Consider the following 15,386-nt stretch of genomic DNA (forward strand, 5'->3'; position numbering starts at 1 on the left):
CATGTTTTTAAAAAACTTTAAGATTGATACCTCTCGCGCTCGGGATTCTTGGCCGCGCCACGTCGACCGCTTAGAGGATCTTCCTGCGCCCTACCGTCCACACATTGCGGAATGGATGCAGCGGGGTATGCCCATTTCACAAGTTCTCTTTGTCCGTCAAACCAATCATTGGGTAACTGAAAAGCCGGAATACGTCGTCGCTTGGCAGGAAAACCGTATTCTCTATTTGCAAAAGCAACTATTGGGCGGGGTGGTTCCCACCGTTTTAGATGCAGAAACGGTTTCCTATGCGTTGTATTCTCATCGTCTTTTGGATAACCGCCTCACAATCTGCTATCTCTCCGACGGAGAAGCGCATAAGTTGATGTTGCATTTCAATGCGGCCACCGAAGAGCTCTTTTATCCCCTCTTTTCCATCCTGCTGCACCATACATTTACCCAACCTAGTCCTGCGCGGGATGAAAACCTTGCGTCCATTGTCGCTTCCCTACGGGAAAAAACCTTCCGGATGTGCAGTTATGTCGAGCTGATCTATCGCTTTGATGACACCATTCAAGCATACTATTGGGATAAGAATATCACACCGGAACAGCAGAAACGCAACGAAAAAAGCCTAAAACGCATCGAAGAAACGGAATATCTCGCTGCCTTGACCGGCCAGGGGATTGCATTGGAAAAAATCGCAGAAAATGCAATCGACGTGGGATACTTCTTCCACAACGCAATCTCGCAAGTTTCTCTGGTATTCTCTGGAGAAAACAGCCTCGCTCTTTGTCTTTCAAGTGTATCTGGGGAATCCTTTTACGTGCCGGTAAAACCAGAGAACCATTCCGCTGCGGAGGCATTCGCGCGCAGCTATAAAAAATAATCTGCGGTTATTTTTCCTCTGCCTGTTCCGGCGCCTGCGATTGGTAAAAAGCAGAGCTATAGGAAGGTCATTGTATGGCGGAACAACAAAATTGCCTCCTTCCGAGGAAAACAAACCTTTTGATCCAAGAAAGTTCCCTACAGATTGCAACCTATTGTGGGAAGCTATAAAATCCCCTCTATTTTTCCTTATGAAAGATATACGTAAGGGGCAGCAGTCATGAGGATGTGCCAAAAGGCATGAAATGACTTTTGGATACCTTCGTTTTTTAGAAACGCAGATATTTTTCCAAACAGAAAGAGGATGCTCCTTTCCTATGAATCCAAAGATTCGTAGTTTGGGCACACCCTCTTGAAACAAATATGTTCGTGGTTTTATTAATAGGGATAGCAGCTATCAATAGCCATTGTAAAGCAGTAGGGTGCCCCAAACGAACATAAAAACTCTGATTCAAAGAGTTCTTTAACACGACCGATAAGTCATCTTTCAAACGAAGGCGCATGGCAAAACCAATCAGATTTGCCATGCGCCTTCGTTTGCCTTTTTATGCCATTCCATGAAAGCTTCCATACCCCAACACAAGCTTCCTAACGTAAGAAGGGCCATGAACTGTTTCCAGCCCACGGCCCCTACCATCATTCATCTTTTGGATCATCAAAGAAGGAATCCCAATCAAAATTGCCATTCTCATCCTTTTGATCCTTCATGATTTCTACCTTAAATCCGTAAGGGCTCTCCCCTACATCCTTTCCGTTGCCCGAAGACGTTTCACCCGGCTTACCATCTTCAACGAACCGCACATCCGGCTGGACAATCTCAAATTTTTCCTGTACGGGAACATTTTCTGACAACGTCGCTGTGGTAGGCGTTTCCTCTTCGGTCACAACCTCCTCGGCGATTTCCTGTGATACAGGCGCTTCTTGAGATTCTTCTGGCTGCCCTGTTTGCTCAGACAGTTCCTCTTGCTCCTCATCCGATGAGAAGAGATAGTCCTCACGCTGCTGGACACCGCTGCTATCAGAACTGATGTCTGTAAATTCTTCAATCTCTCCGGTGTCGTCAAAAGCGCTCCGTCTCCGCGGTGCAAAGAACTGCGCATAGACAAAGAATGCTATTCCACCTAACCCCAGCACAATCAAGGCAATTCCCAACGGCAAAATCCAGGAGAAAGAACCCTGTTTTTCTTCAGAGTTTCCATCACCATTTCCCTGGGGAGTGTTTTCAAAGGGTTTTGCGTCAGGAGATTGGCTTACTTCCCCGCTGGTAAGTAACTCGCTCCAATCTTGGGAAGAGAGTAAATCCGGATCGCTGGTTGCTTCTGCTGCTCGAGAAGCATTCTGGTTGATTTCCGCATTGTCCGTGTTGACCGAAACGGCCGGCTTCTGGCTTGCTGGCGGCTGATATGGTTCCTCTTCCGGATCTTCTTCCGGGGTGGATACTTCAACCTCTGAGGACTCCGGCTGGCTCTCCGTCCCATCTGGAAGAGACGTTCCATCCGGATTGGACGACGCGTTGGGGTCCGAAGGATTTTCTGCCGGCGGTACTTCCTCACCCGGCGATGTCACCGGTGCACTGGGGTCAAACGGCGGAGAAATACCTGAGTCTGATGACACTGCCGGTGCATTTGGGTCTACCAACGTCCCCGTATTGGGGTCCGTGGCAGGCGGAATGGTTGGATCAACCTGTGTATTAGGATCGGCGTCCGGAATGATCGGATTGACCGTAGAATCCCCCGGAATCCCCGGATCGACTGTGGACTCCACTGGCGCTGCCGGATCGGGAACCGGCGTAATCTCCGTCGCAAAGGCTGTGACAGCAAATGTAGAGGCCACAAAGACCAACACGGAGGATAGGAGGGCTGCCCGGCGCAGCATTCCATTGCGTTTCGATCGTTTCATATTCGTTTATTCGCTCTCCTGTCTGTAATCAGGCGTACGAGCCCTGAAAGGAAATCGTCGCATTTTCCTTAACATCATATCACAAATACACCTAAAAATACAACTGGTAAATCGTCGGCCACTGAGAAAGTTCCCATTGTTTCAAAAAAGCAGCCCTTCTGTCGCTGCTGCGTGTTGTGGATGCCTACCATAAATCGAAGCCATTTACCTATCGAAGGTCCGCTACTGAATGGTCTTGTCATTTTCCTCCCCTATCGAATATGTATGAAAGGAACCGGTACTGCATGCTTCTAGCTGGATGCTCTTTTGTAAGAGAATGGCAACGCTTGGCGAAATAATAAACCACTCCAGTGAACCCCCGCGGAGTATTCCGTCGTGCACCGGTAGGCTGTATCCAATGGGGCGTGCCGGTTCTAATCGTAGCATACCCCTCTCAACTTTTCTTTCCACGGGCTTTGTTGTCCTCTCGTTCTATAAGCAAGCGATCCGTTTTAAGCATGATGGTAACTGTCAAAACCCATTTCCGAACGGAAAATACCACTTGTAGATCCTCCTTCTACGAACCATGCGCGGACCGCCGTATTGGAAGGACGTCCTCTTTTTCCGGCGTTTCATGTCTGCTGTCGCACAATCACCTTTACAATTTTTTATAATTCATCATAAAATTACAAATTGTATAGATCAATCGGTGTCCACTGTATAGAGAACTCCATTTGTGCAAAGAATCCTAAAAAATATGCTGGAAAAGCTTGCGGGCCCTACTGGAACGCGCTATAATGAAGGCGCGTAAGCACGCCTCCTTGGAGGAATTGCAGATGGTATCTGCTCGGTTTTCGGCGCAGATGCCCGGAAATTGATCCGGGCAAAATTTTTGTGATGGGAGAATTTTTATCATGTGTACAGGAGAACCGGCCAGTATTATGCTCGGTACGGTGGAGGATCTGCCGCAGATTTATGCGGATATGGAGCAGCAGTTTCCGCCCGACGAAATGTACAAGTATAAAAACCTGCTTCATCTTCTTCATGGGGATAAATATAAAATCCTGCTGTATAAGCGGGACTCCGATGGCGAACTGCTCGGTTATGCATTGGTTTATACCGTTGAGAACTGTAATATTCTTTGGTTGGATTACATCGCCATCTTAAAACAGCATCAATCCCACGGATATGGCAATCAGCTGTTCAACGCCCTATGGCACAAATATTGCGGGCCGTTTGACGGCATTCTTTTCTCTGTGGAGCACGTCTGTAAAGAGAATCCGAGCTTGGCCAAACGTCAAGAGCGCCGCATCCAGTTTTATGAACATCTGGGTGCATACCGGCTTCACGCAGATTTTCAGCTTCCATGCGAAAATGGCGCCCTTCCGATGTATCTGTATTTTAAGCCGCGGCGTGGCTTATGCACCATCAGCCGTACCGTACAGATTCAGGCCATCCGCCAGATGTATGAGTATTGTTTTTTCTATCTGCATCATTACAAGGATCTTCTCGCCCGTTTTAAGCCGACGATCTTGGACGAACGGCTTCTTCCAGCACGCCGTCCTGTATGGCCACACGCCGCTGCGCCTGCTGCGCAATCCGCTCGTCGTGTGTAATCAGCAGGATGGTTCTGCCCTCTTCATGCAATCCATGTAAAATATTCATCACCGCCGTTCCCGATTTGGTATCGAGGTTTCCGGTGGGTTCGTCCGCCAAAATGATGGGTGGCCTTGCCGCAATTGCGCGCGCAATGGCCACCCTTTGTTGTTGTCCGCCGCTCATTTGATTGGGACGGTGACGCATTCGCTCCGTCAATCCAACCCGGCACAGGGCGTCCTCGGCCAAGGCGCGCCGTTCCTCCCGCGGAATTCCCCGATAGGAAAGCGGCAATTCCACATTTTCCAGCGCAGTCAATCCTGGGACCAAATTAAATCCTCTGAAAAATAAACCCGATCTTTCGGTTACGAATATCGGACAGCTGGTCCTCCGATAGCGCATCGACATTTTCGCCGTCGAGAATATATTCACCGGAGGTAGGTGTGTCCAAACACCCCAGTACATTCATAAGCGTTGATTTTCCCGAACCGGACCGTCCGACGATAGCGACAAATTCACCCTTTCCCACCGTGAGCGAAACACCGTCAAGTGCATGAACTTCATTTTCTCCCTGCCGGTAGATTTGTATAAAGGTTGCGTTACGATCATAATTGGTTTCATCATTTCACCCCGCAATATCATACCCCGCAATCTCGCAAAGATACTGACTGCAAAAGCTTTTACAAATCTGACGGAATCCGGTATAATAAAGGTAGGATCGGCGCCTTTTTCCATGGAAAACCGTCCGAAAGGAAAAGGAATGGTATCTTTTCTTTGCTGCAGAGTACAGTCATCGGCCTCCTTTGGAATGGCCCATGGAAACTATGTGTGATTTCGTAGGCTCAAAAGGACTTACGGAAGAAACAGACGGATCAGAATTCGGAATCCAAAATCTGTGGCGCGCAGGGAACTGGCAAAGCAATGGGAAAAGGCCGCTTTTCAGGCCTTCCAAAGTTTCCCAGTCCCCTTTAAAGGCAGTCTTCCGAGCGCCAGGGATTTTTGACAAAAATAAAAGGAGAGCGAACCATGCTGAATACCTATTGGAAACAATTTAAGAGTGGCACCGACATTCGCGGAGTGGCCAGTGAAGGCGTTGCCGGACAAGAAATCAACCTGACCGATGAGGTGATCGAAAAGATGGCAGCCGGTTATGTCCTGTGGCTGTCCAACGCAGTCAAAAAGGCCCCATCCGCGCTGACCATTGCTGTCGGACACGATTCTCGCATCTCCGCGCAGCGCATCCAGGATGCCGTGACGCGCACCCTGGTGGGAGCAGGTGTGCGGGTGTTGGACTGCGGACTGGCTTCCACCCCCTCCATGTTCATGACAACCATCGATCTGGCATGCGATGGGTCGGTGCAAATCACTGCCAGCCATCATCCATTCAACCGCAATGGCCTCAAGTTTTTTACCAGGAACGGCGGTCTTGACGGTTCGGACATCGAACAGATTCTACTTTTTGCACAGGAAGGGCAGACGTTGCCTTCCGGAACGGGGCATGTGGAGACGGTCCATTATATGGCTGACTATGCAAAGCGTCTGCGTGAAATGATTCAAGAAGGCGTCCATGCGGCCGACTATGAACACCCACTCAAGGGATTTCACATTGTAGTGGATGCCGGAAATGGCGCTGGCGGATTTTATGCGCGCGATGTGTTGGCGCCGCTCGGTGCAGACATAGAAGGCAGCCAATTTTTGGAGCCGGATGGTATGTTTCCAAACCATATTCCGAACCCTGAAAACGAAGAGGCCATGCAATCCATCTGCCAGGCGGTTTTGGATGCAAAGGCAGACTTGGGCGTCATCTTCGACACAGACGTAGATCGCGGTGGAGCCGTGGATGCACGTGGGGAGGAAATCAATCGCAACCGCTTGGTAGCGATTGCCTCTGCGATTGCCTTGGAAGGAAATCCCGGCGGAACCGTTGTAACGGATTCCATCACCTCCAGCGGCCTAAAAGAATACATTGAACAGACCTTGGGCGGCGTTCATCATCGCTTTAAGCGTGGCTATAAAAATGTCATCAATGAAGCGTTACGGCTGAACCAGGAGGGCGTGAACTGTCCGCTGGCGATTGAGACATCCGGTCATGCGGCACTGCGTGAAAACTATTTTTTGGATGACGGCGCTTATCTGGTGACAAAAATCATCATTCAGATGGCACGGCTTCGCGCGGAAGGTAAGACGCTCGACTCCATGCTGGAATCGCTCAAGGAGCCGGTGGAGACCGCTGAACTGCGGTTCCCGATCCTCAAGGATGATTTCCGTTCCTATGGGGAGTCTGTTATCGCCGGCGTGAGCGCCTATGCCAAGACCCACAGCTGGAATGTGGCCCCCGACAACCGTGAGGGTATCCGCGTCTCATTTGGAAAAGGACGTGGGGATGGTTGGTTCCTGTTGCGGCTAAGTGTCCACGATCCTATTATGCCTTTGAACATCGAGAGCGACACCGCCGGAGGAACACGCCTGATCGCAGAACAGCTTAACGACTTCCTAATGGAATGTCAAGGCTTGGACCGCAAGGCAATGGACAAATTTTTGGCCTAAGCGTCAAACAGATAAAAACAAAGAGGGTGCCCAAAAGTCATGAAGTGACGGAAGGAGCCCCTCTTTTTTTAGAAATGCAGATATTTTTCCAAACAGAAAGAGGATGCCCCTTTCCTATGAATCGAACAATTTGTAGTTTGGGTCACCCTCTTCTATATTGATGATCTGACATTGCAGTATGATCTTCCTCGTAAGGAAACCAACCTGTTGCCAAGGCAATTGATCGATCCTGGTGCGAATTCACCCATACCGCATCGTCCAGTTTTCCACATCTAAAAAGGGATCTGTGGAAACTCTGTACAACTGGGCAAAACCATCATAATTCTATCGGGGAAGCCTCTATATGGTTTTTACGACCACAATGGCTACTGCTTTACAATGCAATCCCGCTGTACCGGATGATTGTATCATCCGGTTACCTTACGCAAGTCTTTTTAACAGAGTTCAAAATCCTAAATACCTCTATACCACTCAAAAAGAATTCCATGGGACTTTCATTCTTTACAGAGAGCGTTTTATTCTTAAATCGATCGTGCTTTGGAAAAATAACGGATAGTCGGAACTGGGCGGCGATGCATAAAGGCAATCCATAGAACCGCCATCCTCTTGACCTTCTGTTCATACATCTGGGCTATGATACCACCCGCCTTTTGTCTGTCGATCACGCGCCCCTTCGGCTGTAGAAAGGGTAGAACTTTATGCAAAAGGGAGTTGGCCCTGCCTATGGAGAAACCTCCTAGAAGAACAAATCGATGGACCGTCTAGGGACGGGGACAACCATCCATGCATATTCTTTAAGAAAAGGACTTCTGCCAAATCCTCCGACAATCGGTATAAAAAATAGCGCCTCTTCCAGCTGTACATCTGGGGGAGGCGCTATTTTGCAGGTTGTGATGATAAACGATTCGATCTTCTTATACCTTCACGATTCATCATGCGGTGCGGTACCTAGCCCGTTCCGTCGTTTTTTCGCACTTCCATTCCAATCGGAGCTTTTCCACGGGACGGATCAACACAAAAGGTGTCTGTTCCCGGAAATTATTAGCGGGGTTATCTCGAACCATTGCAGTTAATATTTCGTCTGGAATGCGAAGGCCCTCCGACTTTCCCAGAATTTCTACGCCATAATCGTTGGCATCAACAATCATACAGGCGATACCCAACCGACGGGAAATCTCCGTGCAAACTTCTTCAGAACGCACAGGAAGAAGAATCCCAAATTCACCGTATTCTGGAAAAGCATGACTGTAAAAACCATCCAAGCCACTGACCTCCGGGCCTGCAATCTCATAGAAAATGCCGCGCCTGCAAAACAGCTTGCCAATGGCTGCCATCGCAGCTGCATAAAGGATTTTTTTCCTCCCGCACAGTTGAATGGCAATCTGCATCTTGTATGGATTGTTCACGCCAATGCCCGCTGTACTACGAGAGGCAAACCGCGATAAAAATTTCGCCAACAGGCTAACCCGTACATCTTTTTTATAAATCACGCGCTTCTGACAGAGAGAGATAATCTTTTCGCTGATGGAAAGGATATCCCCAGGCCGATAGAGCGGCGCAACATAGCGCCGCACCAGATCGATGTAATCCTCCCCCACGCCAATCCGATGGGTGTGAATAGCGTGGCGCATATACCAATTTCCTTCCACGTCGATGCAGACCTGCTTCCCTTCGTTCGCATAAAACTCCATAGGAAATGCCTCCTTCTTTTCCGATGGATGTAGTATACGGCAAAACATACGGGCAGTTGGAAAGGCCATCTTATCAAAATCTTTCGATTTCCTTACGAAATAGGGTCATCTTTTGCCTGCCATCCAATCCGGTAAAAATTGTATAAAGCCGGGCGATTCGGCCAAAATAGCAGGTAGATATGATAAAAAGGATGTGAACGGATTTGGACATTAAAGTCACAAAAACCGAATACCAACAGATGGCTCAAAAGGCCTCTCCAAACTCAAAGGTCTTGCGCAACTGTGTTGTGGCGTTTTTAATCGGAGGCGCAATCTGTACGCTTGGACAAGCATTGACTACGCTTTTTTTGTCGTTTGAACTCCCAGAAAAAACAGCCAAGGCATTTGTTTCCATCACACTGATCGCTTTGAGCGCCATCCTCACCGGTCTGAAAGTATATGATAAGATCGCCAAGCACGGCGGCGCGGGCACTCTGGTTCCAATCACTGGATTCGCCAATGCGATTGTTTCCCCTGCAATGGAATTCAAAAGCGAAGGTTATGTCATGGGCATTGGTGCAAAAATGTTTTCCATCGCAGGGCCTGTACTGGTGTATGGAACGTGTGCCTCCATCATTTACGGGTTGATTATCTTCCTCTTTAAGATGTATTGAAAGGGGGTGCTTCCATGCCGACCAGAATTGGAAAGTATACTCTACAGATGGATAAGAGCCCAGGAATTCTCGGTTTTGCCTCTATTGCAGGGAAAAAGAGAAAGAGGGGCCCCTGGGCGCCTTTTTTGACGTCAGCCATACGGACAACACCTTGGGAGATGTAAGCTGGGAAAAGGCAGAAAGCCAGCTTCAAACCGAAGCGGTGGAAACCGCACTCAAAAAAGCCGCTTTAGAGGGGAAAGATGTGGACTACATCCTTGCAGGCGACCTATTAAACCAATGTATTTCCTCTACCTTTGGCCTGCGCAGCCTGGGGATTCCCTTCTTGGGACAATATGGCGCATGCTCTACAATGGCCCAAACGCTGGGGCTCGCATCGCTGTTTGTCGAAACAGGAATTGCACGGCGTGCTGTCGCTGTTACGTCCTCCCACTTCTGTTCTGCGGAACGGCAGTTCCGCTTCCCTCTAGAATACGGCGGCCAACGCACCCCGACCGCCCAGTGGACCGCTACGGCGGCGGGTTCCGTTGTAGTGGGGGCCCACGGCCGTGGAGAAGTCAAGGTTAACGCGGTGACCTTTGGGCGCATCGCTGATCTGGGCATTAAGGATGCCAACAACATGGGGGCTGCAATGGCCCCCGCTGCTGCACAAACTTTGCACGACTATTTGACCGACACCGGCACCTCTCCCTCGGACTACGATCTGATACTGACTGGAGATCTTGGTGCCGTGGGGTGTGAGTTGATGGACGAAATTTTGGAAAAGGACGGCATCGACATCCGCGAAATACACAATGATTGCGGCCTGATGATCTATGAACGTCAAGCGCAAGACGTCCACGCCGGTGGTTCCGGATGTGGATGTTCCGCGGCGGTCCTGTGCTCGATTATTTTACAACAGCTTTCCTCTGGGGAACTCAAGAAGGTACTATTTCTTGGCACCGGCGCTCTGATGTCCACCACATCCTCACAACAGGGTGAAAGTATTCCCGGCATTGCCCATCTGGTGTTTCTGGAATCTCAGGTAAAAGCAGACTAATTTGTTTATTTCCTTCATTCCGAAAGAGAGGGTATCCCTTCCAGGCATTTCATGCCTTTTGGGATACCCTCTCTTTTGTTTGAAACCATTGTGCGCCAGAAACCGCCGCCCGCCAAACGCATCTCCTATGCGTTTTCGCCGGAGACCCCTCTCCGGCCCGGGCGCATTTGCGCCCGGCGGGCGGCTGCCTATGGCTTCACTAAGGTGGCCTTCACCCTCGGCCGTGATACTTGCGCAACGCGTTCATCCAAGCGCTGCTGTCCCACCGTATCCATAAAAAGCTTGTTCAAGCTGTTTTGATTTTCCCTGCCGCCCACCAGGGAGAACAATACCTCGAGCGACGCCTCCACACTTGGCAATTCGTCAAAACGAATCAGCATCTTCTCCGGGCTATACAGAATAAACTTGAGAACCCGGACGCTCGGCGTCTCTGTAAAACAGACAAATACTTTCAAAACCGGCCGGTCATCCTCATCCGTCGTCAAGCGGGCTGTGCTGCCGATGGCATACACCTCCCCATTGAGCGTGATGCATCCTTTGCGCGGGATTCCATCCATGCCCGCCACAATGAGATTTGTCTCCGCGCCATCCTCTACGATCAGGCGGCATTCTCCCGGTGAAAATTCCATACCAATCCTGGAAATGTTTGCTCCAAAATTGTTGGTCGTCCCCTGCAAGATCAGCGGCATCAAAGCCGCAGAACTATTCTCCAGCTGATACTGACAGCCGTTCCATTTGCGCAGTTCCGGAGGAACCGTAGGAACCTCCTGCTTTTCCGGAAACACACGCCTCCACATACGTGTCAAGGTGGATACGTGTTTCGGCTTTGGAGCCGTTTCCCGGATCGCATACAAATTTCCCAGTGCGCTGCGCAAAGAACGCAGCGCGCGGATGTCGTTGGGCAACGGACCATCCGAAAGTTCTTTCGCTCCATCGCCAAAATATTTCTCCACAATGTGGCATGTCTCGTCTGCAAAAAGGCTTGGGCTTCCGCTGGTGAGAGCCAACACCATATCCCGTTCCGGCAAAACAATCACATATTGCCCCAACATCCCGTTGAACTGATAGGCGCCTTTTGCCCCAAAACTCCAAATTTGGTAACCATAGCCGGTGGAATAATCCCCTTCCCGGGTGGGGGTATCCATCTTGGTAGATTCGGCAATCCAGCTTTCTGGCAGAAGTTGCTTTTCAGCACCATCCACTGTCCAACGGCCGCGCTGCAAATAGAGCTGTCCCAGTTTTGCCATATCCACAATCCGCAGCCAGAGTCCCCAACCACCTTTTTCAATTCCCAAGGGGCATACGTCCCAACTTACATGGTGAATCCCCAATGGATCGAACAGGCGCGGCGTCAGATATTCCACCAATCCCATGCCCGTCTTCCTGTAAAGAATGGCACTGAGCAGGTACGTATTCAAACTGTTATAACTGAATTCCGTTCCTGGCTCAAAGGAACAGTCCGACTGTAGAATTGCACGAACCCAGTCCTTTTCCACTGCAGAGTTCACTTCATTGAATTTTAGGCCCGAGGTCATGTTCAGCAGGTGGCGTATGGTAATACCGCTGATCCGTGCACTGCGAAACAGTACATTTTTATCCGGGAAGAAACTCGCTGCTGGATCGTCCAAGCTCAAAAGTCCCTCTTGCACGGCAAACCCCACCGCCATACTCACCACACTTTTGGAGAGGGAAAACATCATATGAGGATAACTGCCGGAATACGGCTTCCAGCTTCCCTCTGCGATGATTTTCCCGTGACGGAGTACCATCGCACTGTGCACATGAATGGACGGACAGGCATCCAACTCCTCAAAAAAACGCTGTATCTGGCCGCTTGGAATACCCTCGCGCTCCGGGATGGAACGCAAAAGTCCGCCCGAATCGGCGTTTGGAATGTTCTTGTGCTTCTGCGGCACAAACGGATAGGGGTTGATGTGCTGCATATCGCCGCGGAACAGCTTCATCAACAAGTCCACAACCTTCATCTGGGAACGCAAATCCATCATCGACCATCACCTCGAAAAGAAGGGCTCGATCAACGCCTCGTAGTCAACTTCCTTTGGAGGAGGCACTGGTGTGAGCCCAAATTTCTCTGCCAGGCGCCTCTGGGTGCCGGGCAGTTGAATCCGCAGCTCTTCCGGCAGGTCTGGCAGCAAAACGATCGCTTGGGTCCGGCTTTCCAGCAGATATCCACATGCATCAAAGCCAGTCAGGCGGCGTACATGTTCGGGCTCTCCGTGTTCATCCAAAGGGACGTGCAAAGCACGGAATACAGGCTCTGCACAGAGCAACCGACCGCCTTCCACTGCGCTTACCAAATAGAGCAACGGATATTTCTTTAAAAAGGAAGCCAACGCGCGGCACAACCCCTCATACCGTGCACTTGCGTTGACACCCTGCACTGTAACCCGCAGATTTGCTGCCGCTTTACGCACCTCCAGTTCACACAGAGAGGTGCGGTGCGCTTGAAAAAACAACAGCCCAGCATCCATATCTTCTTCCCTCCATTTCTTTGAAACAAGTTGGAACGCGGCTTACACCGCGTTCCCCTCCACCGGCATCCCTGCTAAATACCGCCGCACCATATCCAATGCATAATGCGCCGCACGGTCGCGCACCCAAGACCGGTTCTTGACACGGCCTGGCGGGTCCATCCGCCGCACCCAGGTATGCACCCCATCGCTCAGCGCCATATAGACCAGACCGACCGGCTTTTCGGGGGTGCCGCCGCCAGGTCCGGCGAGGCCCGTGATACCCAGTCCCAAATCTGCCCCGGCCTTTTTTCGTACGCCCTCTGCCATGGCGCGCGCCACTGGCTCGCTGACCGCGCCGTAAGCGGGAAACAGGTCCTCCGGCACTTGCAACAACATACTTTTGACCGTATTGGCATAGGTCACCGCTCCCATTTCAAAAACCTCCGACGCCCCTGGGACGTCTGTCAGCCTCTTTGCAACAAGTCCACCGGTACAGGATTCTGCGGTTGCCAGATGCAACCCTTTCTCCCGCAGGCTGTTCACCACTACTTCTTCGAGGCTTTCCACATCAATTCCATAGACGAAGTCTCCCAATCGCGCACAGACTTCCCGCACCACGGGCGCGCATAGAGCGGTAGCAACCTCCACCGATCCAGCCTTTGCCGTCACACGGACAAACATCTCATTCTCTTTTGCATACGTCGCCACGGTCGGATTGGCCCCTTGGGTCAGATCCCGTATTTTTTCCTCCGCGGCGCCCTCTCCAATTCCAAAGACCCGTACCATCTGCGAGACGATGACCGCCTGTTCCCGTTGGGCCAGATAGGGCACTGCATAACGCTGAAGCATCCGTTCCATCTCGGCCGGCGGGCCGGGCAGCATAATTACCACCTTGCCTGTATCCGTCTCCAAACCACAGCCGGGCGCTGTGCCCGCATCATTGGGAAACACCGTGCACCCCTTGGGAAGCATCGCCTGTTTATATTGATTTTCTCCGCAGTAACGTCCCTTAAAATAGGTCTCAATCCGCTGGCGGCTCTCCTCATGCAATTCAAGCTCTACCCCGGCCGCCTCCGCAATCGTCTCCTTTGTCAGATCATCCCCCGTAGGACCAAGGCCACCGGTGGTAATCACGACATCACTGCGCGAAAGTGCTTCCCGCAAGGCCGCACGCAGGCGTTCCGCATTGTCGCCCACCGTACAGGCAAAAAGCAGGTCAATGCCCAGGGCGGACAGCTCCCGCGCGATCAAGGTGGTGTCTGTATTAACCGTGTGTCCTAAAAGTAGTTCCGTGCCTACAGAGATAATTTCCGCATTCATTCCGATGTAAGCCTCCTCATGGCAAAACTTCCGATACTCCGCGCATCCATCTGCGCCCCATAAAAAGGGACTCCCAACGCCTCTTATGAGGAAACACATCCACCAGGTGATCTCCCCTTCTCAGGTACCGTTCCAAAGGTCAACGGTACGGCGTTATCTTTCGGAAGGTCGTACGCTTTACACAATCTTCCAAGAGCGCCTCTTTATCCAGCGCCGCCTCTGCCTCCAACAGTTTTTCCATCTCCGGACGGGTACGCGGGTGCTTGGGCGTAAAAACAGTACAACAGTCTTCATATGGCTGAATGGACAAATCGTACGTATCAATCCTGCGCGCCATGGCGACGATCTCGCTCTTGTCCGTACCGATCAGCGGACGGAATACCGGCATCATCGCAGCTGCATCCGTACAGACAATGGCTTGTAGGGTCTGACTGGCCACCTGTCCCAGGCTTTCGCCGGTAATCAGGGCTGAGCATCCTTCCTTGCGCGCAATACGCTCCGCCGCCCGCATCATAAAGCGGCGCATAATCAGTGTAAAATATTCTTCCGGGCACTTATCACGAATCTCCTCCTGAATCTTGGTGAACGGCACGGTGAACATAAAGATTCTGCCGGCATATTCGCTGACCTTTTGCAGAAGATCTACCACCTTTTGTTCTGCGCGTTCACTGGTATAGGGAGGGCTGGCAAAGTGTACCGCTGTCAATTCCAGACCGCGCCGAGCCATCTGCCAGGCAGCTACGGGGCTGTCAATCCCACCGCTGATGAGAATCGCCGCCTTACCGCCCGTCCCTACAGGAATGCCGCCTGCCCCGGGCAAAGCCTTCCCATGGATATAAGCGCCGAAATCGCGGACTTCCACCCGTACTTCCAAATCCGGGTTGTGCACATCGACATGCAGATTGGGGAACTGTTGCAACAAATATTCCCCCACTGCCGCAGAAATCTCCGGCGACTTGAGCGGAAAGTGCTTGTCAGAGCGCTTACTCTCCACCTTGAAACTCGAAATGGTACGAAGCTCGTCGCGCAAATAGTCCACTGTTGTTTTCAAAATGCTGTCCATATTCTTCTCTGCCATACAGGCGCGGGAAAAGGCGATCACACCGAACACCTTTCCGACCCGTTCTGCCGCAGCTTCCAGGTCAATCCCCTCTTGTAACGGCTCCACATAGATGGTCGACTGCGCCTCACGGATGTCAAATTTCCCCAATGGTTCCAGACGCCGCCGGAGATTGCGAATCAGGGCGAATTCAAAACTTTGGCGATTCAACCCCTTTAATACAATTTCACCCAATTTGATTAAAATAATCTCTTTCATCTT

12 protein-coding genes and 1 pseudogene are annotated in these 15,386 nt (G+C 51.0%); 5 read left to right on the forward strand and 8 right to left on the reverse strand.

Annotated features, from left to right (window positions below):
• Window position 1 precedes the first annotated feature (1 nt).
• On the forward strand, window positions 2–868 hold the full coding sequence (locus tag ACGCCZ_RS02595; RefSeq protein ID WP_085534059.1) for a hypothetical protein: 867 nt from the start codon (window positions 2–4) through the stop codon (window positions 866–868).
• A gap of 635 nt (window positions 869–1,503) precedes the next feature.
• Here the strand turns inward: ACGCCZ_RS02595 and ACGCCZ_RS02600 are convergent.
• A complete protein-coding gene (locus ACGCCZ_RS02600) occupies window positions 1,504–2,766 on the reverse strand; it encodes a hypothetical protein (protein WP_054323251.1) in 1,263 nt (420 codons plus the stop codon).
• An 893-nt stretch (window positions 2,767–3,659) separates the two neighbouring features.
• Between ACGCCZ_RS02600 and ACGCCZ_RS02605 the strand changes: the two genes are divergently transcribed.
• Window positions 3,660–4,361 carry a GNAT family N-acetyltransferase gene (locus ACGCCZ_RS02605; protein ID WP_054323252.1) on the forward strand — a complete coding sequence of 234 codons (702 nt, stop codon included), beginning with the start codon at window positions 3,660–3,662 and terminating at the stop codon, window positions 4,359–4,361.
• Here the strand turns inward: ACGCCZ_RS02605 and ACGCCZ_RS02610 are convergent.
• Window positions 4,264–4,930: pseudogene (locus ACGCCZ_RS02610) on the reverse strand (ABC transporter ATP-binding protein). The gene ACGCCZ_RS02605 and the pseudogene ACGCCZ_RS02610 overlap by 98 nt on opposite strands.
• A gap of 437 nt (window positions 4,931–5,367) precedes the next feature.
• Here ACGCCZ_RS02610 and ACGCCZ_RS02615 point away from each other — a divergent pair.
• Window positions 5,368–6,888, forward strand: coding sequence for a phosphomannomutase/phosphoglucomutase (locus ACGCCZ_RS02615; RefSeq protein ID WP_085534063.1), 1,521 nt, complete (start codon window positions 5,368–5,370; stop codon window positions 6,886–6,888).
• 521 nt (window positions 6,889–7,409) lie between these two features.
• Here ACGCCZ_RS02615 and ACGCCZ_RS02620 read toward each other — a convergent pair.
• Both ACGCCZ_RS02620 and ACGCCZ_RS02625 read right to left on the reverse strand, forming a co-directional pair.
• Window positions 7,410–7,592: a hypothetical protein gene (locus ACGCCZ_RS02620; RefSeq protein WP_054323253.1), complete on the reverse strand. Its 183-nt coding sequence runs from the start codon at window positions 7,590–7,592 to the stop codon at window positions 7,410–7,412.
• Between the two features lie 228 nt (window positions 7,593–7,820).
• Window positions 7,821–8,579, reverse strand: coding sequence for a F420-0--gamma-glutamyl ligase (locus ACGCCZ_RS02625; RefSeq protein ID WP_054323254.1), 759 nt, complete (start codon window positions 8,577–8,579; stop codon window positions 7,821–7,823).
• Window positions 8,580–8,818: 239 nt separating this feature from the next.
• Between ACGCCZ_RS02625 and spoVAC the strand changes: the two genes are divergently transcribed.
• On the forward strand, window positions 8,819–9,232 hold the full coding sequence (gene spoVAC / locus ACGCCZ_RS02630; protein ID WP_411655259.1) for a stage V sporulation protein AC: 414 nt from the start codon (window positions 8,819–8,821) through the stop codon (window positions 9,230–9,232).
• Window positions 9,233–9,383: 151 nt separating this feature from the next.
• Complete coding sequence (locus ACGCCZ_RS02635) at window positions 9,384–10,271, forward strand: stage V sporulation protein AD (protein ID WP_411655209.1); 888 nt, start codon at window positions 9,384–9,386, stop codon at window positions 10,269–10,271.
• Window positions 10,272–10,459: 188 nt separating this feature from the next.
• Here ACGCCZ_RS02635 and ACGCCZ_RS02640 read toward each other — a convergent pair whose 3' ends face one another.
• From ACGCCZ_RS02640 to thiI, 4 genes are all read right to left on the reverse strand, one after another.
• Window positions 10,460–12,277 carry a serine hydrolase domain-containing protein gene (locus tag ACGCCZ_RS02640; protein ID WP_411655210.1) on the reverse strand — a complete coding sequence of 606 codons (1,818 nt, stop codon included), beginning with the start codon at window positions 12,275–12,277 and terminating at the stop codon, window positions 10,460–10,462.
• A 6-nt stretch (window positions 12,278–12,283) separates the two neighbouring features.
• A complete protein-coding gene (locus ACGCCZ_RS02645) occupies window positions 12,284–12,763 on the reverse strand; it encodes a hypothetical protein (RefSeq protein WP_054323258.1) in 480 nt (159 codons plus the stop codon).
• 42 nt (window positions 12,764–12,805) lie between these two features.
• Entirely contained in the window at window positions 12,806–14,065 is a 1,260-nt protein-coding gene (locus tag ACGCCZ_RS02650; protein ID WP_054323259.1) for a competence/damage-inducible protein A, read from the reverse strand.
• A 139-nt stretch (window positions 14,066–14,204) separates the two neighbouring features.
• Window positions 14,205–15,383 carry a tRNA uracil 4-sulfurtransferase ThiI gene (gene thiI, locus ACGCCZ_RS02655; protein WP_054323260.1) on the reverse strand — a complete coding sequence of 393 codons (1,179 nt, stop codon included), beginning with the start codon at window positions 15,381–15,383 and terminating at the stop codon, window positions 14,205–14,207.
• Between the last annotated feature and the right edge of the window lie 3 nt (window positions 15,384–15,386).

Origin of the sequence: Anaeromassilibacillus sp. SJQ-1 (genome assembly GCF_046693725.1) — a bacterium.
Classification (GTDB): Bacteria; Bacillota; Clostridia; order Oscillospirales; family Acutalibacteraceae; genus Anaeromassilibacillus.